The organism is Microbacterium sp. F51-2R (assembly GCF_052180235.1).
Lineage (GTDB): Bacteria > Actinomycetota > Actinomycetes > Actinomycetales > Microbacteriaceae > Microbacterium.
The window spans coordinates 3090946-3114304 of record NZ_CP197470.1 but is presented as its reverse complement, the minus strand read 5'-3'; the positions used below and the strand labels follow the sequence as shown (position 1 = coordinate 3114304).

Genomic DNA, 23359 nt, shown 5'->3' with positions numbered 1-23359 from the left:
GAAGCCCTGCCGGGTTTCTTATGTGGTGACGCGTCTCCGTCCGGAGCCGCCAGGTAGTGCTTTCCGCCGAGCGTTTCGGCCCGACGTGATGAGCATGGCACAACGACCGCTGACTGCACAAGTAGTTTTTTGCTCAGCGCATAGTCTATGGTGAGTGCGTACCAACGAGATTCGATCCGAGAGCCGCACCCGATGAACACGACGACCCCGATCAGCGACCGCAACCAGCTCATCCTCGACCGCTACGCCGATGGCGCGACTCTCCAGGAGATTGCGGCATCTGTCGGCCTTACTCGCGAGGGTGTGCGGCAGATCGTCGTGAAGCTTGGCGGCCCGGATGCCGAGGCATCCCGTGCTGCCCGCCAGGCCGCAAAGTCGGCGGTCGCCGCAAAGGCCCGCGACGAGTTCCTGGCGTCATTCCGCGACGTCGCGTCGGATCTCGCGCACCAGGGCTTCACGCGCGCCGAGACGATCTTCCGGCTGGCCGTGCTGTATCCGGCCATGGATGTCGTCGTTGCCGATGATGCGCTCAAGGCGTCCGGCATCGTGTTCGACCAGAACAACGACGTCGACATCTTCTCCAATGTCGCCCTCGAAGCTGGTGTCTGGTTCCTCCTCGGCTCGGAGCTCCGGCTCAAGCCCGACTACGCGTGGGCAGTCGTGAACCTCCCGCAGGAGCTGCTCGACGAGCTCGGAGCGCACCTGATCGAGGCATCCGTCACCCCTGAGGAACTTGCGACCATCCTGGGCATCATCGGCGCCGCGCAGCGGGCCGCCCTCGACGACGGGACCCTCACGATCACCGGCGCTCGCTACAACGAGCTGCGCGGCGAACTGCTCGACGCGATGGGCTTGACGTCCGCGAAAGGCGCGAAACCATGGCCCCCTACTCGCCAAACAATCCAGAAGCGCTACGACGGATGGAATGATGCCCTCGAGTCGATGGGGTTAGCGACGGCAGCCAAGGGGCGGCAGAAGGGATTGCTGACTTTCACCGAGGACGACTACGCGCAGGCGATCGTCGACTTCATCGCGGATTCTGTGGTGTCCGGCACCGAGCAGACCTTTGCGAATTACGAGAAGTGGGTCAAGGAGCAAGCAGCCGCAGGTACTCGCCGTCCGTCGCCGGCGTCGATTCGCAATTTCTATGGGGCGTGGCTGCCGGCTTTGCGCCAGGGGGCGCGCGTGCATGCGACTCCCCGTGATGTTGGGATGCGTCCCGAAGCACTTCCTAGATAGCGTTCAACCGGGGCGCTGATGCTCCAACCAAGCAAGAGGGGTGAGTCATGGCGGCAATTGGGAAGTTCGTGGTTGGTGATCGGCACGTGAAGCCACCTCAGAGCACTGTGGATGGATACGTGCAGACGGTCCGGGACGAGGACGGGACGCTCTACCTCTACCTCTACAACTACAAGCAGGGCGGCCCGAGGCCGGGTGACTCCCCCACCCAGAGCATCCATTTCGACTACACCGCCGCCAAGGCATTCAAGGCGATTCTCGACGAGACGTTCGGCGGGCTCTAGTAGCCGGCGCCTACCGGGTGCCAGACGACCGCGCCTTGGGGAGATGACGCGGGCGCACGTGCCAACTACTTACTGATGGGGAGTATTCAGGACTAATGAGTGACCTATACACGCACGATGAGATCGACACCTTTGCGAACATGGTCGGCGCCTGGGTCGCCGGAGGACAATCGCTCGATTCGGTACGGAGCTTCCTTCGAGCGACGCGAACACCGGAAGAGCTGATCGAACTCGCGATCGCGCGACACGAGATGCGGATGTCCGACATCGCGGGCGTCGAAGTGGTCGTCGACCCGAAGACTCCGCACACGCCGTGGTACCCGGGGCCGAAAGCTACCGATCGCTTCTGGCCCCCTGTGAAGGCCATCCTTGAGGATCGTCTCGGCGATGTTGCCGTTACCGACATCGACAAGGTGACGAGTCTGACGTTGTCGAAGCTGAACGCTCCGGGCACTCACGAGTTCTCGGACCGGGGCCTGGTCCTCGGCTACGTGCAGAGCGGTAAGACGACGAACTTCACTGCGCTCGCGGCGAAGGCAGCGGACGCAGGCTACAAGCTCATCGTCGTGCTCTCCGGCGTGACCGACATCCTCCGCGATCAGACGCAGACTCGTATTGATGAGGTGCTGGTCGGCGACTCCGTCGAGTGGTATCCGCTGACGAAACGGGGTGAGGACTTCGCACAGTCGAGCGGCGCCGCTGCGCTCTTCACGAAGTTCGACGGAGCTCTCATCGCCGTCATCAAGAAGAATCCGGCACGACTTCGCCGTCTACGGGATTGGATGACCGGCGCGGGGAAGATCGCGATGCAACACGCTCCCCTGCTGCTCATCGACGACGAGGCCGATCAGGCCAGCATCGACGTCGGGGACGCCAGCCGCACCTCGACGATTAACGGACTGCTCCGCGAGATCCTGAATCACCCGCGGAGCGCATATGTCGCCTATACCGCGACGCCTTTTGCGAACCTCCTGATCGACCCCAGCAACGAAAACGACTTGTACCCCCGTACCGTCATCGTGTCGATGCCGAAGCCCGACGGCTACTTCGGGCCGGAGCGTCTGTTTGGCGGTATCGACTCACCGGACGATGCGGGCCTCGACATGATCCGGACAATTCCGGCGGCAGAGGCCGTGTCCGCCCGGCCTCCGGCCGGCTTGGGTGCGGTGAAGACTTGGAGCCCGACTCTCGGTTCCGAGCTCCGCCGTTCGATGCTGTGGTTCATCCTCTCGACCGCTGCGAAGCGGATTCGGAACGGGCACGGACAGCATTCCTCGATGCTGATCCACACGTCGATGCTCTCGGACGCACACTTTCGCACGCGGGACATCGTCTTCGACGCTCTCGAAGCGGTACGCGTCGGCATCGCGACCGACGACACGAGCGTTCTCCTCGAACTTGAGGAGGTGTGGATGTCCGAGTCGGCGCGCGTGCCGGCCGGCAGCTTCGGCTACGAATCGATCGCATGGGTTGAGCTGAAGGGGACGTTGCGCGCGACAGTCGATGACATCGACATCGTCGTCGACAACTACAAGTCGTCCGACCGCCTGAGCTACTCGAGCGCGAACCCAACGACCGCCATCGTCATCGGCGGCAACACCCTTTCGCGCGGTCTGACACTGGAGGGGCTGACGTCCAGCTACTTCGTCCGCTCGGCATCCGCCTACGACACGCTCCTGCAGATGGGCCGCTGGTTCGGCTACCGCGGAGGGTACGAGGATCTCTGTCGGGTCTGGATGACCGACGAACTGCGCGGATGGTTCCGCGACCTGTCCAAGGTCGAGCAGGAGATCCGCGACGAGATCGCGCGATACCGGCGCGAGGGTTTGTCGCCGGTCGAGCTCGGCGTGCGCATCCGACTGCACCCGGACCTCGCGATCACCGAAGCCGCGAAGATGCGAAACGCCGTGAACGCTTCGCTGTCGTACAGCGGCCGCAACCCGCAGACAACCGTGTTCCGACGGTTGGACGGCGCACGCCTCGATCGCAACCTGTCGGCAGCGAAAAACCTGCTCGAGACCGTTCAGCGCTACGGCGGCGACGTCGCGGATTTCCCGGCTGGCGCTTCGCTCAAGCAGTCGCTCCGCGGCTACCGCGACGTGCCCGCGGAGTACATCCTGCGCTTCATTGAGCAGTACGAGTTCGATGAGGACCAGCGCGAGATGACCCGCGCACTGCTCACCGACTACCTCAAAGACGAACTCCAGCAGAACTCGCTGCGGACATGGCGCGTGGTGATCATGGAGGGCCCCAACGGCGAGAAGCTGGATCTTCCCGGCATCGGACAGATCGGCACAGTTGTCCGAAGTCGGCTTGCCTCTACCGACGACGACCTCGCGAACATCCGCATCCTCACGAGCGCCGAAGACCGCGTCGCAGGCATCGACTGGCACGACGGCGAGACGCCGCCCAAGGGTGCGGACCTGCTGGTCGAGCGCTCCGGACGGCATCCGGACGAAGGCATCCTGCGTCTGTACTTCCTCGACCGCACCTCTGCGCCCGCCGCGAGCGCAACCACGCGCGTACCGCTCGACGCAGCCGGTATCGTCACCGGCATCTCGGTGGACTTCCCGAAATCGTCGACTCCCGACAAGGCCATCGGCTACGTGATCGCCAACGTGCCGGGCGCAGCGGACATCGAAGAAGCCGAAGCTCTCGACGCCGCGGACAAGGCAGACGAGCAGGGCCTGGAAGACGCCGATGAAGCTTGACCTCTACTCCGAGATGGTCCCGCCCACCGGAATGATCGACGGCGACGCGGCTCGGCGAGCGCTTGGCAAGCCCAACCTCGGGTTCTGGGAAGTCTTCCTGCGGGAGTCGCTGCAGAACAGCTGGGATGCGCGTGTCGATCGCGACGGATCCATCGACTTCGCGATCGATGCCGTCCGGTTCGATGCCGCATCAATTGCCACGCTTCGCGATCTGGTATTCGCGGATCCACTGCCCGCGCCGGCCGATCGGCTCGGATCGCTTCTCGCCACGGGCAACCTCGACGCACTTGTCGTTCGCGACGGCGGTACTCGCGGCTTGTCCGGACCTGCGCCAGCTGATCAGGCGGTCGATGACGGCGTGCGAACCGATTTCCGCAACTTCGTGTTCGACATCGGGCGCGATCTTCGTCGGGAGCTCGGCGGTGGAACATATGGGTTCGGCAAGGGAGTGCTGTACGACGCGAGCTCGGTCCGGACGTGCCTCGTATATACACGGACGGAGATGGACGGACAGTTGGTTGACCGATTCATCGCGACGAGCGTCGGTTCGGGGTTCACGCACGAGGGCCGTCGCTTCACCGGCCGCCACTGGTGGGGCCAGCGCCCCGAGAACGGAGTGCTCCCGCTCGAGGGCCCGGCGGCGACCGACCTGGCCGAGCGCCTCAACATGTTGACCAAGGAGGGCGGCACAGGCACGACGATTGCCGTTCTCGCTCCCAAGGATCCGTCGGCTGACTCCGACGAGGGACTTGCTGCCATTATGGATTCGATCCGCGACGCGACGATGACGTGGGCGTGGCCGCACCTCGCGGTTGCCGGCGGCGAGGCGAGCATCCGATTCGCGTACTCGGTGGACGGCGAACCGCTACGCCTCGAGATCGACGACTACCCGCAGATCCAGCAGTTCGCACTCGCATACAGAGAAGCCACCCGGGTGCAGACAGAGGCGGACTACCAGCCCTCATGGCAAGCTGAGTCGCACTCCCTCCCCCTGGACCCGAACCGCCCTCGGACAGGGGTCATGGTTGTGCGCCGCGCCCTCCAGGCCGAATCGCTGGAACGTCAGCTTCGCCGCGACTTGAATTCGACTGTCGCTCTCATGCGTGGGCCTCGCTTCGTGGTCCGCTACGAGAAGGTCGACCCGGATCCGCATGGTCAGTTCTTGGCGGGGGTGTTCCTCGCGGATGCTGCAATGGAAGATGACTTCGCCCGCTCGGAGCCGGTGACCCACGATTCATGGGCACGGGAGCACGGTGCGAAGAAGCTCCGACCCGTCGCATGGACACTCGACAGCATCCGAACCGCCACGAGCGTGCGATTGCAGGCGCCAGATCCGGAGGACTCCAAGTCGAGCATCGGCGGAGTCGCACACCTGTCGCGCACGCTCGCGGAGAACCTCATGGGGTTTACGGGAAAGGGAGCAGAGAAGCAACGCAGGAGCCAAGGCACGCGCTCGAGAGTGGAGCTCAACGTGACTGTCAATGGTGACCCACTTCCCACGGGCATCGATGGCGATGAGATCGTCGTGGACTTCCCGCTCGCGGTTCGAGTTCGTCCCGGTGCTGACCTCACGCGCTGGAGGGTGACGGCGGAGCCTCGTGTAGTCGCGGAAGCGGGCGGTGGAGCGGCGAAGACCGATGTCGACACCCCTGCCGCGATCATCGGCTGGGTCGCAGGCGACGAGGTGATCGCGAGCGGAGCAGTGATCGACGGCCCGATGCTGAAGGCTGAAGGCCTACACCTTCGGGTGGCTCATACCCGCAGGGTCGCGATCGCAGTCCAGATCTCGAAGGAGGCCCTGGTATGACGCATTCGAGCCGCGGCTACCGAACCCTGCCTGTAACGGCTGCGCGCATCGACCGCTGGACGATCGCAGTCGAGGACGGTCCGTCGTACGACAACATGACGACGGCAACGGACTGGACGTATTTCCAGAGTATCCAGGCGAGCGTGGAGATGCTCTTGGATACTGCAGGGCTCGCCGGCGCGGTCGGACTCTCCGACGACGCCGAGTTCGGGGTGAGCCTTGCGTGGCGCACGAGCCGCGTTGGACTCCGCGGGAGCTCCCGGATCGTTCCTGTCGAGGGCGCCGAAGTCAGCACCAGCGTGCTGATCCCGATTGGGGCAGCAGGGGGCTCCCTCACACTCGAAGCGAAGGTGGTCCTCGTGGCCCCGGGAGTGGGAGACCGAGATGAGCTTGCGCCCACGGAGATGGGATCGGTCCTCTGGTCGGTGGAGTGGCACGTCATGCTGGAAGGCATCGCGGCTCGACTCCCGATCATTCCGGTGTCGGCGGGGCAGCACCCCTTTGTTGACCTGCACAACGCCCGGTGGCTGGTGAAGGTCGAGATGGCCGACCTCGAAGCGCCTATCGACGCCGCGGTACGCATTTTCGTCAACGAGTCGAATGAGAACGTACAGCGGATGATGGCGGAGCCGGGGGGCGAGACGGCAAACGCAATGACATCCTCTCTGCTCATCGACATCCAGAGGGAGCTCATGCGCCTGGCGCTTGCGGAGGACGATGTCTACGAGCACGACCACGACTACCCCGATGGCTCGCTGGGAGATGCGCTTTCTGCCTCGCTCGGCCTGTTCCGGAAGGACTTCGAGCTGCTGCAGAACATCGCCCGATACGACGCGGCGAGCTTCGACGTCGAATTGCAGGGCCGGCTTGGTGAGGAGCGGGTGAATGGGTGAGCCGGCACTTCCTCCTGGCTGGCCGCGCATGCCCATTGATGAGGCGATCATCGCTGTCTCGAAGTTGTGGGAACTGTCGCCCGTCACTGCGACCGCGTACGTGAACACGGATGTCGAAGGGCGCCGGTTCTACGCGACGGCACCGACTCGCGTCGACAAAGGAATGCTGGATCGGCTCCGAGATTCGGTCGTGGCACTAGCCGAGAAGCACGGGTTTCCCCATATGCGGAACCAGCAGACCTACACCTTTGACCAGGAGCTGGCAGTGCTCTTCACCGAATCGGTTCCGATGCTTCCGGTTGAGGCCGCAGATGAAGAGGTGTGGGCCTTCATCACACTCAGCGTGCTGCCGGATGTGGCGATCTGGCGATGGCCCGCGATGCAGGGCGATCCCGACCGCACGCTAGTGGATGATGAAGGGCAAGCCCGATCGGACTCTCGCACCGACCGTCTCCTAGGCAGGCGACGCGGTGTGTTCCGGCAGGCGTGGTGGCGCGGATACCTGCTCGGACAGGACGCATGCTTGCGACTCGACGAGGACAACTTCATCAACCTCACCGATCGCGTATCCCTGACGGGGTACGGGATCCTCGGGCGGCTGATCGTTCAGGCGCATCTCGACCGCATCGGACAGGGCGCGTACCACCGGCGCTTTGCGTTGCGACGCGCACTCATACTGATCGGTCGCGAGTTCGGACGGATCGCCGTAGAAGCGTTGCCGGAAGAACACATCAAGGCGATCGTGGACCACGCGTTCGATCGCGCCACCATCGACGTGGCTGACGAGCTTGAGGCGAAAAAATCGGACGTTGCTGCCAGGCAGGCCGCGAAGGCAAGCGGGGCGGCTTCGGAGCCCGAGATCGAGGTCCCTTCGGTCTCGCCCGAGACACCGTCGAGCGACGGGGCGAACCTGGGTATGGAGGAACCGGGTGCGATCGCTGGCGTGGAATCGGCATCAATCTCATTTGCGGCCGCGGACGCGAGAACGCGTTTCCTCCAGGCATCCGCGGCATACGCCGCAATCCTCGAGCCGATGTTAGTCCCAGTCGACTACACCACCGCGATGGCCATGCTGTTCCAGGCGGAGCACCACGTCCGCGAATTGAACGGTGACCGGCTGGCGGCGCGCATCTATGACGACCTCAGTGATCTCATGGGCGATTGGGCGTCTCTGGACGACGACGAGAGGTCGATCGTCTACGCGGCTCTTACCTACTTCGTCGAGGACGAGGATGTTTCCGCAGACTCCGACCCTGACGGCCTGCTCGATGACGATGACGTCGTGGATTGCGCATTCGCGGCGCTCGGGCGCGAACGTCACCTGAGCTGAAGCAAGGATCAGAAGGAGACCGCAATGCTGGAAGCGAGCAGCCCGCTGGACACGCTGCGAACGATCGTCTCGATCTCTGCAGAGAACGAAGGGATTCCGTCCTCCCAAGCGTTCACCGGGCAAGGCATGGCTCTGCTCGAAGAAGCCGGCCAGCTGAACGGCCCAGAGTGGTTTGCTGCCCCCGTAGGGCGTATCGATGCGTTCGATTGGGACGCTGACACTGGCCGGCTCACTGTCATCGTCACCGAATTCGCCCCAAGCCGATGGGGCGAGGTCCGCGATAAGCGCGAGTTGCTCCCCGCTGTAAGCGATGCAACTTCGCAGCTTACGCGACTGTTGCCGGCAGCCGCTCAAAGCGATGGAGACGCGACACGCGCAATCTCCTACCTCCGGGATCTGAGCGGTGAGATCCGGGCCATCCGAATCGTCGCAATGTCGAATGGGTCCTACGAGACGCAGCAGGCGGACCTAGAGAGCATCGCGGGGATCCCTGCAGAACTCACGGTCTGGGATGCCGGCGATCTCGCAACTGCGGTGGCGCATACTGCGGTCCGCGAGCAGAAGATTCACTTCACCGATCAACCGGGAGGAGGTGTCCGCGTTCTCGGGCCCATTGGGGAGCACGATGTGAGCTCCTACCTGATGGTCCTTCCCGGCGACCTCATCGCCGATCTTTATCAGGCACACGGTGCAAGCATTTTGGGTCGCAATATTCGCGCGTTCCTCCAGGTGAGCAACCGCGTGAACAAGGGCATCCGGCAAAGCCTGCGAGAGACACCCGGGTCGTTCTTCGCCTTCAACAATGGACTATCCCTGACGGCGACCGAACTGGAGCGATCGCTGGTTGGCGGGGATCATGTCGTCACTTCGATCACGGGCCTAGAGATCGTGAACGGCGGGCAGACGACGGCGTCGTTGCACCACGCCAAATATCACGATGGAATCAGCCTTGCTGGCGTGTCTGTTCAGGCGAAGCTCACCGTTCTTCCCGTGGGCGCCGACGAGATGGCTCTGCAGATCGCGCGGTTCGCGAATAGTCAAAGCCCCGTTCGGATGGGCGACCTCACCTCAAACAATCGCTTCTTTCAGAGCATCGAGCAGCTTTCGCGTGCCGTGGACTTTTCTGCGGATCAGACTGGCAAGCTGTGGTTCTTCGAACGCATCCGCGGGCAGTTCGCGACGGAGACCGCCGCGGCGCGCGCCCTCGGAGCTGAGGCGCGTTTCAAGCGGAAGTATGACCGCACTCGCCGTTTCGATAAGGCTGAGCTCGCGAAGTACGAGCTCGCGTGGCTTCAGATGCCGCAGGTCGTTGCCGCCGGCGCAGAGAAGTCGCTTGCGGTCTTCATGAACCTCGAGCACGGACCGGCATCCGGTGGCGTGCCTGATGAGAAGTACTATCGGCGCCTCGTCGCAAAGGCCTTGCTGTGGGCAGATACTGACCGCGTCATCGGCTCGCTCGATCTCGGCGGGTACAAGGCCGTCGACGTGGGATACACGATCGCGCTGATCTCGAACCGGACTGCGGGACGGCTCGATCTAGACACCATCGCTCGGCGTCAGGACGCCGGAGACGCCTGGCGAGACGCCGTGACCGCTGTCGCCCCGGAAGTCCACGCGAACCTCATCCGCAATGCCGGAGCACGAAACGTATCGAGTTGGTCGAAGACTGCCGCCGCGTGGTCTGCAGTGCAGGACATCGTCTGGAACCCTGGTTCGGCGCTCACCACGTCCGAGCCTGCGCCGGACGATACGCGCATGGCGGTTGCCGCGAGCCAGGCCGCGATCGGTCTCGCAGCAGACGACGAAGACGTTGCCGCTCGAGAACGAGTGGAGGAGTTCGGGAGTCAGGCGTGGTTCCAGCTTAGTTCCTGGGCGAAGGAGACCGACAACCTGCAGGGGTGGCAACGTGGCATCGCTTTCAGCGTTGGTCGACTCGTTGCGGCGGGGAAGACCCCGACGGCCAAGCAGGTGACGCAAGCGGTCAAGATCCTCGATGAAGCCGCTCGGTTGGGATTCGCCCCGAAGCGGGGGTGAACGTGGGCGTGGTGACACGGGATGTCGGACGCCCGGGCGAGAATGGACGAGACGAACGGAGACACATGACAACCTTCGCGCTCGGCGAGCTGTTTTGCGGGCCAGGTGGAATCGCGCTCGGGGCCCATCATGCTGCAGATGTTGTCCCCGGGATCGAGGTCACCCACGCATGGGCGTCTGACTACGACTACAGCACCTGCGCCACATATCGCCGCAACATCCCGGGTGCGACGAAGGAATCGGTCATCCATCAGGACGTTCGCAAGCTCGACATCCGCGGCCTGCCTCCCATCGATGGTCTCGCGTTCGGCTTCCCGTGCAATGACTTCAGCCTCGTAGGTGAGCAGAAGGGCATCCACGGCAGCTTCGGCCCGCTGTATCAGTACGGTGTGAATGCGCTGGAGGCACACAACCCGAAGTGGTTCGTCGCTGAGAACGTGGGCGGGCTGCAGAGCAGCAACGAAGGCCAAGCCTTCAAGATGATCCTCTCGGCGCTCCAGGTTGCCGGCGAAGAGGGCTACCGGCTCTACCCGCACCTCTACAAGTTCGAGCAGTACGGGGTGCCGCAACGCCGTCACCGCATTCTCATCGTCGGCATCCGCGCCGACCTCGATATCGACTTCGCCGTGCCCGCGCCCTCGTTGTATGAGGATGTCGATGTCAGCGTCGGTCGACGTCTCTCGAAGCCGCCGATCGCGTCTGATGCGCCGAACCACGAGCTCACGCGCCAGGCGAAGCAGGTTGTGGAGCGATTGACCCACATCCTCCCCGGCCAGAACGCGTTCACGGCTGACCTGCCGGAGCATCTCCAGCTCAATGTGGCCGGCGCTCGCATCAGTCAGATCTACCGCAGGCTCGAGTATGCCAAGCCGTCCTACACCGTGACGGGGTCGGGTGGCGGCGGCACACACGTCTATCACTGGCAGGAGCCGCGGGCGCTCACCAATCGCGAGCGCGCGCGCATCCAGACCTTTCCCGACGACTTCATCTTCGAAGGGTCGAAGGAGAGCGTGCGCAAGCAGATCGGCATGGCCGTTCCGGTCGACGGGGCCCGCGCTGTGTTCACGGCCCTGTTCCGCTCCTTCGCCGGAATCAGCTACGAAAGCGTCGACGCGAACCTGCTGCACATGGTGCCGTCCCTCGAGGAAGTCGCGGTAGCCAACTGACGTGAGCACGGATCTCATCCGCGACGATCTGTTCCAGCAGGTCCTGCTGTCACCGTTGGCAGAGGGCGCGGATGAGCTCCACATTCTCACGGGTTACGCCTCTGCGAGCTTCGCGATGTTCCACATCTTGGAAGCGCGCGAGCACCTGAAACGCGACTTCAGCATCCGGCTGAACATCGGCATGACTGGTTCGGACGGCATGCATCTCAGGGCACACCAGGCGTACGTCGCTGCCGCAAGCGCCGTCTCGGGTGCCTGGCTCCGAATCGCATACGCTCCCACCGGCATCTCCGACCATTCGAAGCTGTATGTGTGGCTGAGGGGCGGCATCCCGATCAAGGCGTGGTTCGGCTCTGCGAACTACTCCGCGACAGCCTTCGGAGTCGACGGAACACGTCGCGAGACGATGGTCTCCATCGATGCGGAGGCAGCGTGGCGGCTATTGCGATCTTCTGCGACCGGGTTTGTCCCGGCAGACGGACCCGATGTCTTCTCTCAGGTGGAGATCTACGAAGTGCTCGAGCAGGAGGTCCGGGGACGAGTCACAGGCACGAAGCCCTTGACCCACGCTGAACTCACCGGGCGACCTCAGATCTCGCTTCCCCTCGTTCAACGCACGAAGAATCCGGGCGAAGTTCACAACGCGGGGGCTGGCCTGAACTGGGGCCAGCGCGGAAGCCGACGGCGCGCCGAGGCATATATTCCGGTGCCTGCGACCGTGGCTCGATCTGGCTTCTTTCCTCACCGCGGCATCCCCTTCGCAGTCCACGCTGATGACGGAGCAACGCTCTTTCTCACGGTCGCTCAGGACGGCGACAAGGCGTTGCACAGCGTGCCAGACAACGCCGACATCGGCTTGTGGTTTCGGCACCGGTTGGGGATTCCCGGCGACGCATTCGTTACGACACGAGATCTGCATCGATATGGCGCCACCGAAGCGGTCTTCACCGCACTCGATGACGGTTCATACTTCTTGAGCTTCTGACGGTGGGGCGCCGGCGGCCTACGCTTGCTTCATGGGCAGTCTCGCCGTTCCGCCTCCCAGCAACGAGGGCGCCAGACGGACGATGCTTGCCAACCGTCGCAGGGATACCAGCCCAGAGCTCGGAGTCCGGCGCATTCTTCACGCTCGAGGCCTAAGGTACCGCGTAGACTTCGCGCCGGTCGCTGGGTTGCGTTCACGCGCCGATGTCGTGTTCACCCGTGCGAAGGTCGCCGTCTTCATTGATGGGTGCTTCTGGCACATGTGCCCTGATCACTTCATCATGCCGAAGTCGAACCGCGATTACTGGGAGCCGAAGCTCGCGCGCAACGTCGAGCGGGACCGTCTCACCGACCAGAAGATGGCTGACGCAGGCTGGGAGGTGCTGCGCTATTGGGAGCACCTCGACGCCGTCGCCGTAGCAGACGACATCTGCCACCGGCTTCAGGCGGACTCGAGCTCGAGGTAGTCCCGAAGGGATTCCGACCGCGACGGGTGACGGAGCAGCTCCATCGTGCTCTTCTCAATCTGACGAATCCGCTCCCGAGTCACCCCAAAGACATCGCCGATCTGATCGAGCGTCATCGGCTCTCGACCGTCAAGGCCAAAGCGCATGCGGATGACGCCGGCTTCGCGTTCAGACAGCGAATCGAGCAGCGAATCGATCTGGCGGCGGCGCATTTCGGCGATGATCGGCTCAGTCGGATTGATCGAGTGGGGGTCTTCGATCAGCTCGCCGAGCTCACCCCAGGTGAGGCCTTCCCCACGCATTTCGAGGCATACCAGCTCACTCATCGAGAGCGGTTCACGATCGTAGTGAAGCATCTGCGCGACCTCACCAGCGGGTTCCTCTGCGGCCGACGCGAGCTCGTCAACTGATGGCATCCTGCCCAGCTTCTGGTCCAGCCCTCGCTGAATCGAACGCAGTTTGTTCATGCGCTCGACCATGTGAACCGGGATACGGATTGTGCGCGCTTGGTCCGCCATCGCGCGGGTGATGGCCTGGCGGATCCACCATGTCGCGTAAGTCGAGAATTTGAAGCCCTTCGTATAGTCGAACTTCTCGACCGCACGGATCAGGCCCAGGTTTCCTTCCTGAATCAGGTCGAGGAGTTGGAGTCCTCGGCCGGTGTACCGCCGTGCGAGGGACACGACCAAGCGCAGATTGGCGCTCACGAGGTGGTCTTTGGCCCGTTGCCCTTCACGAGCAACCCAATGCACGTCGAGTCCGCCCTGAGTAACCTTCTCACTCGCCGTCATGGTGCCGAGCTTCTCCTCCGCGAACAGGCCCGCCTCGATGCGCCGTGCGAGATTAACCTCGTCGGCTGCAGCTAACAACGACACCTTTCCGATCCGCTTGAAATAGTCGCCAAGGGAGTCCTCGGTGATGCCCGGAATCTGAGTGAACACCGGGATGTCGTCGTCATCGGATGCAGAAAGGACGAGAGCGCCCGCCGGGAAGGAACTGGTGAAGTGCAGGCTTCGCTTGCCTGGGCCATCGCCCTCTTGATCATCGTCGATGGAGTACTTCGGTCGCTCCGGAGGCTCACGGAAGTTGACGTCCGCAACCAGCCCGGCACCGGCGGTCGTCCACTGCTCTTCATCCTGAATGTTGGGCGAATCCCCCGTGTTCGCGGGCACGGGCAAACTCAACATCTGGGGGCCTGGATTGCCGTCTTGCTCGGTCGCCTCGTCCGCAAAGGCGATCGGAAGCATCCTGGTCAGGTGGCTCAAAGTCCGCCCCGCGCGGTCGACAACGCGGATGCTCACCGAGACTGCCCCGCCGAGGTCGCTGAAGGAGGCCGAGGAGAGGGATGCGAGCAACGCCTGGACGGTCGTCTCGGCGGTTAGCGGCAGGCGGCTGCGGGGGCGGCGGAGCATCACTTCGGTCCCGCCCGAGTAGCCCGCCAGAGGGAGCATCGCAGCGGCGCTCATCTCGCCGGCACCTGAAACCACCGGGGTTAGCAAGCCTCCTGCTCGGACGCTCATTTGGCCAATCGCATCCGCCTCGAATCCCGAGCGACTGAGCACGCGCGCCACGCCGAAGACCTCGAACAGCTGCAGGCACCACGAGGCCGGCTGTTCTGCATCAAGCTCAGTCTCGAGCTGGTCAACGGTGTAGCCGACACCGTCATCGAGGAGGCGAACTGAGCTGATCTCTCGACCGTCCGGGTCGGACTCGACAACGATCTTGATCGACTCAGCGCCCGCCTCCAGCGCCCGATCGATTGCACCGACGAATGTCGGCACTACTGACTCCGAGTTGTCCCCGGACGTGGGTTCGACGTTCATTTCAGGTGCTCTTCTTTGGGCCGGTACGTGAGAACTCTCTCATGCGCTGCCGACATCGTCCGCCGATCCGTGTCAGGAGGCAAATCGGCCAGTGGCCGATTATGCGACGACACACCTACGCGTCCTGAGCAGGCAATTCGAGCGTCTAGAAGTAGTCCAAACGAAAGGCCAGGTGTGACGCTCCGTGGTCGACGCCCCGTGCGGGGTCCCCAGTTCGTGACACAGCTACGATGGGCCCGGGAGGCCGGTATGGCTGGGATTTCTGCATGGCGCGCGAACGATGTCGTCGCGTATGACGCGATGCGTGAGTCAGCGATGGTGCTCACCGCGATCCTGCTTGGAGCGTCGAACGACGGCTCTTCGAACAGCGTGGAGCGCGACGCTGAGATCGTTCAGCTGCGACGCAACGTGCTGACCGTGGACTCGTACGATCGTGAGGCGGTGACGGCGCTCACCCACCAAATCGCCGGTCGAATCAACGAGCTTGCGGAGCTGAAGTCGTGACCGGGTGGGAACTCGAGGACAGCGACCGCGATAACATCCTGCGACGCAGCATCGTGCCGTTGCTGTTTTCGCCCTCCGCGCGGTCGAACGCAGCGCCGAAGCTTGTGCTTCTCGCAGGGCAGCCTGGGGCGGGCCGCTCGCGCGCAACGAGCATGCTCCTGTCAGAACCGGACACTGATCTCACAGTTGTGAGCGGCGACGACCTCCGTGCCTTCCATCCTCGTTGCAGCGACGTTGGCGTGGCATCCTCGCCGGAGGCACGCGAGGGCCTCGCACGGGCTACCGCTGGATGGGTTCGCGACTGCATTCGGTACGCGCGGGAGAACAAGCGCTCGCTCATCCTCGAGGGAGCGTTCCTCGATCCGAAGGTTGCGATGGGAACAACCAAACGGTTCGCCGCTGAGGGATTCCAGACGCGCATCGTAGTCGTGGCATCTCGCCGTGCTGAGAGCCTTCTGTCGGTGGCTTCTCTCTACCTTCGCGGCGTTCATGCCTCTGCTCCCGCTCGGCTTGTGAGCCGTGACACGCACGATCGAGCCTTCGAGGCTACACGCACCCTTGTCGCCGCTGTTGAGGATGCGGCATCCATCGACCGCCTAACGATCCTCAAGCGGAACGGTCAGGCTGCGTTCGATGCCCAGCGCGTCGATGGTGGCGACGCGTTCCGCGGGGCAGGTGCGGCGCTGGAAGATGCACAATCGGCCCGACTGGGCCGGTTCGACGCCACGCAGTGGTTGAGCGAACTGCACCACTTGACCGAGTTCGCGGCATCCCGACGTGACCTGCCGAGTGGTGTGACAGACCTTCTCGTGGACTTGCACGAGGTGGCGCTTCGTGAGGTGATTCCTGAGCTGCACGTTCCGAGCGACGGTAAGTTCACGATCGCGATCGAGCAGAAGACGGTAGCGAGCCTCGTCGCGTTGCGTCGTTCGCTCCTGCGGGAGGAGCCAGTGGATGTCGCGGCCCCGGTGGTCGCGCCGGCTGGCCCGGAGCGTGAGGGCATCTCGCGGTGACTCGCGTCGTCGGCTACTCTCGCGAGTTCGCACCGGGACTCGGGACGGCGTCGGACGCGGAGCAATTGATGCTCGCCGGCGCCTCCGCTGTGTTCACCGATGACGACTCCGCCAATGCAGCCAAGCGCGCAGGGCTTCGCGACTGCGTCGAGTCTCTTCGGCCGGGCGACTCGCTCATCGTCACGAGCGCGGCGAGGCTCGCACCGACAGTTCCACAGTTCATGGGTACGGTCGCGGAACTGTCGGCGAGAGGCGTTAACTTCCGTTCGCTCTCCGATCCGCTCCTCTCCGCCGGCGGGCAGGCTGACCCGGCCGACGTGATCGCTGCACTCGAATCATTGCGACGTCGACTCTCCAGCCTTCAGACGCGGGCGGGGATGGCCTCCGCTGCTGGCGAGGGTCGGCGCCCGGGCCGCCCAACGGTCATGACCCCGGAACGGGTTGCCATGGCCCAGGAGTTGCGGAATCTCGGCCGGCCGGTGACGCATATCGCCCGCGTGCTTGGAGTGAGCGCGAACGCGGTTCAACGCTCCTTTACAGTGCCTCCCGACCGACCCTGACCACTCCTCGGGTTCTTCCTGGCAGTGGCTCACATCGCGACCGCAGGCGTGCGCAGTGCCGAGCCCGAGGATTACCGGACCGAGCGCAGCGAGGGAGGATATGCCGCAGGGCCGGACCGGAGCACGCCGGAGGTCGCTACGATCGGCCGCCTGGAACGAACGACCCGCTTATACGTCACCCGACAGTTCCGAAAGCTTCAGGATGAAAGGCCGCCGGTCCGCCGTCGGCACGGTGATCAGCGTCCGGATCACGTTGCGCAACATCTCGAGTTCTGGGCGCGGCAGTCGCTTCTCGAGCGGTAACGCGCACCAGGCGACGTCTTCCTCAACGTCGTAGCCGGGCTCTTGCTCGGGCTTCTCCGGGTAGTACGTGAAGGCGCAGATCGCGACACGGTAGAGCACCTTCTCGGTATGGCTGCGGTCGATCATCCTCATCGGCTCATTCCCATCGGGTTGTTGGGCTGCAGCATCGGATGCGGCGCAGCGGGGTCGAGGTGGTGCGGCTGCCGTGGCTGCTCACGGTGACGCAAGCGTTCGTTGACTTGCCGGGCGATGGCATCCATGCGGGCTTCCTCGATCTCTCGCGGCGTCGGACGCGGCTTCGGTTTGGGGCCGGGCTTCGCGCGGCCGAGTTCCTTCTGCAGTCGCGCTAACTCTTCCTTCTGCTCTGCCAGCGCGTACTCCGCACGGGCCTTGAGACAATCGCGCTTCCACGCAGCCCACACGTCGGCGGGCGTCTCGATGCTCTTCATGGCGACCTTGAACTCCTCCTTCGTCCACACCCGTGAGAAGAACTCGTCGGCCGCGGCACGGTTCTCGAGCCGCTCGGCTTTCGTCGTGCGGTGGATGCGACTCACTGGCAGCCCCGCATCGCGACGACGCTTCTCGCGATCGCGCCATGCGCGGTGGGCGGCATTCTGCTTCTCCTTGTTGCGGGCGTAGTACTCGCGGCGGCGCGCCCGCTGCTCCTCGGCATGCACGGCGTAGAACTCGCGCCGACGTTCGCGATGCTTCTCGGGGTCGTCGCGGTACTTCTCGCGGAGTCGCGCATTCACCTCATCTTTGTGCTTGTCGCGCCAGCGCTGATTCCGCTTGCGCTTGCCCTGCCGGTACGCCTCCGGATCCTTCTCCCGCTGCTCGGCGCGATACTGCCGCTGGTACTCGAGATACTCCTCACGATGCTGCGCGTAGTAGTCGCGCGCGTACTGGCGGCGCGCTTCCTTGCGCTGCTTCTCGCGGTCGTGGATTGCCGCTCGTGCGTGGGCGATCTGCAGCCGGATATCTTCACTCTCGCGCTCGAACCGCTCGGCTTCGTCGTCGGGCACGGTGTTCACCTCGCCATCGACGCGTCGGACCGCGTCGGTGCCCAGATTCCGTCGAGCAAGGACTCGGCTGGTGCGAAACGATCACGGATGCTGCGCGACGGCGCTAGCGGAAACCGACGGTCGGCCTCGGCCGCCGACCGCTTGCCTCGCGGGAAGTACTCCTGGAATCGCCGGCATCCCGGATCTATGACGACCCAGTGGCAGCGGATTCCCCACCACACGGTGAGGTCCAGTTCTGCCCCATCGGTGGAGCCGGCCCAGACTCCGACGACGTGACCGTCGACGAGTTGGGCCGTGTGCCAGTCGCGGTCGCCTGATTCGACCGAACGGGCGGCGAGGGTTTCGTTAATCAGTTCGCGGCGGATGCGGCAATCCTCAGCGGTCGCGCGATCACCGCGGATCGGCGCCGCCGCGCGGATTCGCTCCCCTGCTTCGGCTAGGCTCTCCCCCACTCCCGGCGTACTCCGCTGGCTCATCGGACGATCCCCGGGCGTGAGGCGAGTGCGTCGAGCTTGTCGGGGCGGAATCCGCTCCAGTGCTCCTCGTTGCTGACGACAACGACCGGTGCTTGGCTGTACCCGAGATCATCGACAACGTATTCGCGAGCGGCTGGGTTGGTTCGGATGTCGACTTCGATGAATCGGACGCCTTGCTGCGCGAGCAGCCGCTTGGTCATCGTGCACAGCATGCACTCCGGCCCGGTCGTGTAGACAATGATCATCTGCTCCGACGAGTCGACGTCAGGTCCATGATCGTGAGGCAACCTGCTAGTGAGCATGGGGGCCGCCTGACCGAGCGCCGTCTTCGATCCACGCTTCGACCTCGTCGAGTGCGTAGACGACGATGCGGCCGAGCTTGCGGTACGGCGGCCCCTTCTTCTCGTATCGCCACATCGCGAGAGTGTTCTTGGTGATGCCCGGAAGAGCCGCGGCGAGCTCATCTGGGCTCAGGTAGACGTGGCTGAGACCGGAAGTGTCAGAGTTCATCGCTGTCGTCATGGAACTCGCCTCCTCTTGCGGATTCAATCTGACGTTTGACAGCAGTACACTCCTAATGCGTATCCTTAGTCAAGGGGTTGTTTCTGCAGAACTCCTCTCCAGTAGGACAAGATGAGAGGGTGAAGGTCGAAGTGAAGACACCCGATGGCAAGACGATGTCGGCGGATGCTGCGTCACAATCAGTCGGATCTGCGCTGCGAATCGCGCCAGCCTTCATTGCCACCGCCGTCGACGAGACGACCGGAGTCGAGACCACGATCGAGGCGCACTACAGCGCGACGCGCGGCCGCTACATCATCACGACCATCGTCAACCGCGCGATCGCCGAGGACTTCAACGACGACCGCCTGAAGCACGCCGCGCCGCAGGCGATCCTGCAGGTCGCCATCCCCCACTGCGTCGCACTTCAACTGGATGAAGATCCTGGCGCACCCTGGACGACGGTCGCAGACCTCACCACGGCGGAGGGACGCATCATCCCCCCATGGATGGCGCAAGCCGTGGTGAAGCGAGGAATGAAGGACGAGCGGTGGGAGGTCATCGAGATCCTCTACGGCACCGCAGCGCTCGCGGACCTTCCGCCGGTCAAGCTCATCGCACTTGAGCTCGATGTGCCCGAGCGCACCGCCTCAGACTGGATTCAGAAGGCTCGCGCGGCGGGGTGGCTAGTCGGGATGACGTCGAACGTGGGCAGGCCCGCGAGCGGGTGATTCATTCACAGGCCCGGGTGCAGGTCCCGATCACCAAAACCGGCAGCGGCCGTGCCCGCAGCCGCACTCGCTCAAAAAGGCATCATCATAGAGTCCCACTGCGGCACTCTAATGGAAAGGGTTTAGAAGCGGATAGAAACCGGTCATCGGAAACCGAGGTCGACCAGGACGCCACGCTCCCTGACGTTCATTTAGTCCCAGACTCGGATGATCGGCCTTGAGTTTTCCGGCATTGCGCATTCAGAATCGTCTTCGCCACTTCTGCGCGTGACCCGGAAGGTGCGGTGCCGGCTGGCCATCTGGCCACGTGCTCTCGCGACGTTGTCGGCCATCGAGTCTTCTGTCACCGCACACCGGAGAAGATGGATATCGAAATCGACCCTCGCCACGCGCGAACTTTGGCAGCGAGGCCGGGAGCAAGCCGATCAGTTAACGCTCAGGGTGATGTGATGTCCCGGACTACTTGACGAGTCAATTCGAAAGCGTCGGCAGAACAAGCGGCGACGGCCCGCCGCTCGCTCAGTTTCTGGTTGTGCTCCGTTGGGGCCTATGTCTTCGGTGGGCCCATCACGGCCACCTTGCCCGGTGGCCGTCACGATCTCGACGAGCCGTACGACCGATGCTACGGCGTAAGGCCAGAGCTCAGCGCTGTTAGGACGAAGATCACGTCAACCCGCGAGCTCGGCGCGGACCTCGTCGCCGAAGCGTCGCACCGTGAAGGTCGGCGACTCGGCGGGCCTGACCACCGGGGTGCGAAGGCCGTCGCCGTAGCGCCATCGACGCGGGGGCTGCGATGTTCTCGACCCCGGCGTCTTCGAGGAGGCTCGTCCAGAGTTGCGAGACGTTGTCGCGCCAGGCGCCGCCAGGGTGGGTCCAATGCGCGACCCTGCCGGCGTCAGTCCGTGTACTCGATTGTCTCGTCGCGTCTGCGGGTCGCGCTCCCCGTGGCGTGCTATTTGCCTGAGGTGCTCAGGCGAAAGGTGCCGTTGTGATTGTGCACCTCGGTCGACGGCCAGATAGCGTCGCTCTACGCCGCTGGCCCGGCCCCACCCGACGAGGCGGGTAGCTTCGCGTAACTGCCTGGGACGGGCTGGAGTGCGTGGTCTGATCAGCTGAACGTCGGCTGCGCGTTTCAGATTTTCGGATGGTCTCGTGCAATCCAGGATTGCTATTCAGATCCAGACTGGCCAATATTGCGAGGGGGGACTCGTGGAAAGAATGGCGGATCGCCTTTCCGTCTCGTGGCAACCTGTCGTCTGAAACCTCGGCCTCCAAAGCTTCCACACGTGGACTACCGGATTGGGCGTCATCCGTCTGTTGTCTTTTGCAGGTCCTCTCGCGCTGCACGAGGGAGGTGAATGGAATATGGCCCACGCATGTGAGAAGTCCGGTGCGCCCAAGTGCGCCCGCTGCGCCGAAGCCGACAAGAACGGGTTCTCGTCGCACGTCTGCTCGCACTACGGCGAGTGCGACTGACCGAGTGGTGAGTCTTGCGGCTTACGACCGCTAATGAAACGACGAGGCGCGAACTCGGAGTTCGTCTTTGGAGCGCCGGCGACACCGAGGGGCTGCCGAGCCGCGCTCTTCGGTAGTGATTCAAGGTCGGCTGGCGGATCGGCAGCGAACTGGCCAGCCGATTGTCTAACGCCGGCCTCCGCGAATTCGCGCGCTGTCCGAACGCTGGCGGCGAACTCGCCAGCTTTCCAGTGCTCCACGGACGAGGCTAGTAGACGCGGCTGGGACGTAAGCGCAGCCGCACGGGCCAGGTCGAAGGCGGTCGAGACCCCGTCCACGTCGTAAGTCGACCTACCAGAGTGAGGAGCAGGTGCTCCTGCCGGGCTGGGAGCTCCGCCAAGTGCGGACTCTGATGGGCCACTCGGGCGACGAATGGTTCCAGGGGACAGTCTCGGCTGCACGGGGATCTGTACCGGGTGGACCGCCATCGTGATGAGCGAAACGGCGCGCCCACCGCAGACGACGGTCGAGTCACCGTGGCACCTTTGGCCGATCGGGAGTTGCCCCTGTTCGACGTACTCGAGCCCGAGAGATTCGGGAGCACCGCGCCCCGTAGGTACGTGGGACGTGTTCCCCCGCATGCTCACAAGCGGCCTAGACGGTATGTAGTGGCCCTCTTCCGGTGAGGGGGTCGCGGGACGGGGCCTCGCTCACAAAACTCGTGGGTTACCGGGTGGAGGCGGTCCGCCCGGCCTATCCGACATTTGTGGGAGGCCCCGTGTTCACTGAGCGTACGAGTGTTGGGCTTGATGTGCACGCCCGTTCTGTTGCGGCAGCGGCGATCGATGGCGGGACTGGCGAGCTTGTTCAGACGAAGCTGCCGCCGGGCTACGACCGCATCCTCGAGTGGGTGCGTGGCCTGCCGGCGCGGTCGCGGTCGCATATGAGGCGGGCCCGACGGGGTTCGGGTTGTACCGGACGTTGACGGCGGCCGGGGTGCGGTGTGTGGTCGCGGCGCCCTCGAAGCTGCAGCGCCCGTCGGGCGACCGGGTGAAAACGGACGCGAAGGATGCCGTGCATCTGGCTCGGCTGCTGCGACTGGATGAGATCACACCGGTGTCGGTGCCCTCCGCCGGTCAGGAGGCTGCGCGGGACCTGGTGCGGGCACGAGAGGACTGCCGTGGTGATCTGATGCGCTCCCGGCACCGGCTGAGCAAGTTGCTGTTGCGGCACGGGCTCGTCTATGACGACCGCAAGGCCTGGACGGGCAAGCACGACCGGTGGCTCACCCAGCAGCACCTGCCCGGCGCCGCCTCACGAGCCGCGTTCGACGCGGAGTACGAGACCGTGCTGCAGACCAAGGCACGACGGGACCGCCTGGACAGGGCTATCGAACTGCTCGCCGCCGACAGCGAGTTCACTCCGATCGTGCGGCGGCCGGGCTGTCTGCGTGGGGTGAGCACGCTGACCGGGTTCGCTCTGGCAGTCGAGATCGGCGACTGGACGCGGTTCACCGGCAACAGCATCGGCTCGTTCGTCGGGCTGGTGCCCTCCGAGTTCTCCTCCGGGCAGTCCCGGGTGCAGGGTCCGATAACCAAGACCGGCAACGGGCACGCCCGCAGGCTGCTCGTCGAGGCCGCCTGGCACCACCAGCCGCGATATCACGTCGGCGCCGTGATGCGCGCCCGCTGGGAACTCGCGTCTGCCGCCGCGCGAGCACGCGGTGATCTCGGGAACCGGCGGCTGCATGACCAGTGGGTGCGGTTCGGGCAACGCCGCAAACGACACACGATCGCGAACATCGCCGTCGCCCGCGAGCTGGCCGGCTGGTGCTGGTCGTTGGCGGTCATGGACGACTGACCCGTTGAGCTGCTTCGGGGGATCTCACCGACGGTGGCAGCGCGAGGAGCGACCCGCGACAGGTCTATGAGCAGCCGACCCCTCTGGCCGGCGACGCTCGTTCCTAGACACGCGGCCCCACTCCTGCCGAAAAACCGTCCTGCGGTGACCAACCCGCGAATATCAGACTGACCGCGCGTCGAAGACACGCTCACCG

20 protein-coding genes and 2 pseudogenes are annotated in these 23359 nt (G+C 64.2%); 16 read left to right on the top strand and 6 right to left on the bottom strand.

Annotated elements, in window-relative coordinates:
- Positions 1-147: 147 nt before the first annotated feature.
- The 11 genes and pseudogenes from ACSBPH_RS13645 to ACSBPH_RS13595 all read left to right on the top strand — a co-directional run.
- Positions 148-276: pseudogene (locus ACSBPH_RS13645) on the top strand (hypothetical protein); the annotation flags it as partial.
- A 27-nt stretch (positions 277-303) separates the two neighbouring features.
- Entirely contained in the window at positions 304-1239 is a 936-nt protein-coding gene (locus ACSBPH_RS13640) for a hypothetical protein (RefSeq protein ID WP_442577347.1), read from the top strand.
- Positions 1240-1358: 119 nt separating this feature from the next.
- Positions 1359-1523, top strand: coding sequence for a hypothetical protein (locus ACSBPH_RS13635; protein ID WP_442574860.1), 165 nt, complete (start codon positions 1359-1361; stop codon positions 1521-1523).
- 95 nt (positions 1524-1618) lie between these two features.
- Positions 1619-4234 (top strand): Z1 domain-containing protein, encoded by a 2616-nt coding sequence (locus tag ACSBPH_RS13630; protein WP_442574859.1) that lies wholly within the window; start codon positions 1619-1621, stop codon positions 4232-4234.
- The gene (locus ACSBPH_RS13625; protein WP_442574858.1) at positions 4224-6041 is read left to right on the top strand and encodes a hypothetical protein; all 1818 of its coding nucleotides are present in this window, start codon (positions 4224-4226) and stop codon (positions 6039-6041) included. Before ACSBPH_RS13630 ends, ACSBPH_RS13625 begins: the two co-directional genes overlap by 11 nt.
- Positions 6038-6934 (top strand): hypothetical protein, encoded by an 897-nt coding sequence (locus tag ACSBPH_RS13620; protein ID WP_442574857.1) that lies wholly within the window; start codon positions 6038-6040, stop codon positions 6932-6934. Before ACSBPH_RS13625 ends, ACSBPH_RS13620 begins: the two co-directional genes overlap by 4 nt.
- Positions 6927-8264, top strand: a complete 1338-nt coding sequence (locus tag ACSBPH_RS13615; protein WP_442574856.1) for a hypothetical protein — start codon at positions 6927-6929, stop codon at positions 8262-8264. The genes ACSBPH_RS13620 and ACSBPH_RS13615 overlap by 8 nt, the downstream gene beginning before the upstream one ends.
- A gap of 24 nt (positions 8265-8288) precedes the next feature.
- On the top strand, positions 8289-10298 hold the full coding sequence (locus ACSBPH_RS13610; RefSeq protein ID WP_442574855.1) for an AIPR family protein: 2010 nt from the start codon (positions 8289-8291) through the stop codon (positions 10296-10298).
- A gap of 65 nt (positions 10299-10363) precedes the next feature.
- Entirely contained in the window at positions 10364-11464 is a 1101-nt protein-coding gene (locus ACSBPH_RS13605) for a DNA cytosine methyltransferase (RefSeq protein WP_442574854.1), read from the top strand.
- 1 nt (position 11465) lies between these two features.
- Complete coding sequence (locus ACSBPH_RS13600) at positions 11466-12449, top strand: restriction endonuclease PLD domain-containing protein (protein ID WP_442574853.1); 984 nt, start codon at positions 11466-11468, stop codon at positions 12447-12449.
- A 31-nt stretch (positions 12450-12480) separates the two neighbouring features.
- A complete protein-coding gene (locus ACSBPH_RS13595; RefSeq protein ID WP_442574852.1) occupies positions 12481-12915 on the top strand; it encodes a very short patch repair endonuclease in 435 nt (144 codons plus the stop codon).
- Here the strand turns inward: ACSBPH_RS13595 and ACSBPH_RS13590 are convergent.
- On the bottom strand, positions 12891-14102 hold the full coding sequence (locus ACSBPH_RS13590; protein ID WP_442577312.1) for an RNA polymerase sigma factor: 1212 nt from the start codon (positions 14100-14102) through the stop codon (positions 12891-12893). The two genes, ACSBPH_RS13595 and ACSBPH_RS13590, sit on opposite strands and share 25 nt — an antisense overlap.
- 885 nt (positions 14103-14987) lie before the next feature.
- Between ACSBPH_RS13590 and ACSBPH_RS13585 the strand changes: the two genes are divergently transcribed.
- Genes ACSBPH_RS13585 through ACSBPH_RS13575 form a run of 3 tightly spaced genes read left to right on the top strand, consistent with a single transcriptional unit; the run spans position 14988 to position 16815 of the window.
- Positions 14988-15242: a hypothetical protein gene (locus ACSBPH_RS13585; protein WP_442574851.1), complete on the top strand. Its 255-nt coding sequence runs from the start codon at positions 14988-14990 to the stop codon at positions 15240-15242.
- Complete coding sequence (locus ACSBPH_RS13580) at positions 15239-16255, top strand: zeta toxin family protein (protein WP_442574850.1); 1017 nt, start codon at positions 15239-15241, stop codon at positions 16253-16255. Before ACSBPH_RS13585 ends, ACSBPH_RS13580 begins: the two co-directional genes overlap by 4 nt.
- Complete coding sequence (locus tag ACSBPH_RS13575; protein WP_442574849.1) at positions 16252-16815, top strand: recombinase family protein; 564 nt, start codon at positions 16252-16254, stop codon at positions 16813-16815. Before ACSBPH_RS13580 ends, ACSBPH_RS13575 begins: the two co-directional genes overlap by 4 nt.
- 168 nt (positions 16816-16983) lie before the next feature.
- On the opposite strand, the gene ACSBPH_RS13570 is transcribed toward ACSBPH_RS13575, so the two are convergent.
- From ACSBPH_RS13570 to ACSBPH_RS13550, 5 genes are all read right to left on the bottom strand, one after another.
- The gene (locus tag ACSBPH_RS13570; RefSeq protein WP_442574848.1) at positions 16984-17244 is read right to left on the bottom strand and encodes a hypothetical protein; all 261 of its coding nucleotides are present in this window, start codon (positions 17242-17244) and stop codon (positions 16984-16986) included.
- Positions 17245-17246: 2 nt separating this feature from the next.
- A complete protein-coding gene (locus tag ACSBPH_RS13565; protein WP_442574847.1) occupies positions 17247-18140 on the bottom strand; it encodes a hypothetical protein in 894 nt (297 codons plus the stop codon).
- A 5-nt stretch (positions 18141-18145) separates the two neighbouring features.
- Positions 18146-18616, bottom strand: a complete 471-nt coding sequence (locus ACSBPH_RS13560) for a hypothetical protein (RefSeq protein WP_442574846.1) — start codon at positions 18614-18616, stop codon at positions 18146-18148.
- Complete coding sequence (locus ACSBPH_RS13555; protein WP_442574845.1) at positions 18613-18816, bottom strand: glutaredoxin domain-containing protein; 204 nt, start codon at positions 18814-18816, stop codon at positions 18613-18615. Before ACSBPH_RS13555 ends, ACSBPH_RS13560 begins: the two co-directional genes overlap by 4 nt.
- Before the next feature lie 91 nt (positions 18817-18907).
- Entirely contained in the window at positions 18908-19126 is a 219-nt protein-coding gene (locus ACSBPH_RS13550; protein ID WP_442574844.1) for a helix-turn-helix transcriptional regulator, read from the bottom strand.
- A gap of 89 nt (positions 19127-19215) precedes the next feature.
- On the opposite strand from ACSBPH_RS13550, the gene ACSBPH_RS13545 reads away from it, so the two are divergent.
- Together ACSBPH_RS13545 and ACSBPH_RS13540 are read left to right on the top strand one after the other, a co-directional pair.
- The gene (locus ACSBPH_RS13545) at positions 19216-19848 is read left to right on the top strand and encodes a hypothetical protein (protein WP_442574843.1); all 633 of its coding nucleotides are present in this window, start codon (positions 19216-19218) and stop codon (positions 19846-19848) included.
- Positions 19849-22081: 2233 nt separating this feature from the next.
- A pseudogene (locus ACSBPH_RS13540) lies at positions 22082-23163 on the top strand (IS110 family transposase).
- The last annotated feature ends 196 nt before the right edge of the window (positions 23164-23359 follow it).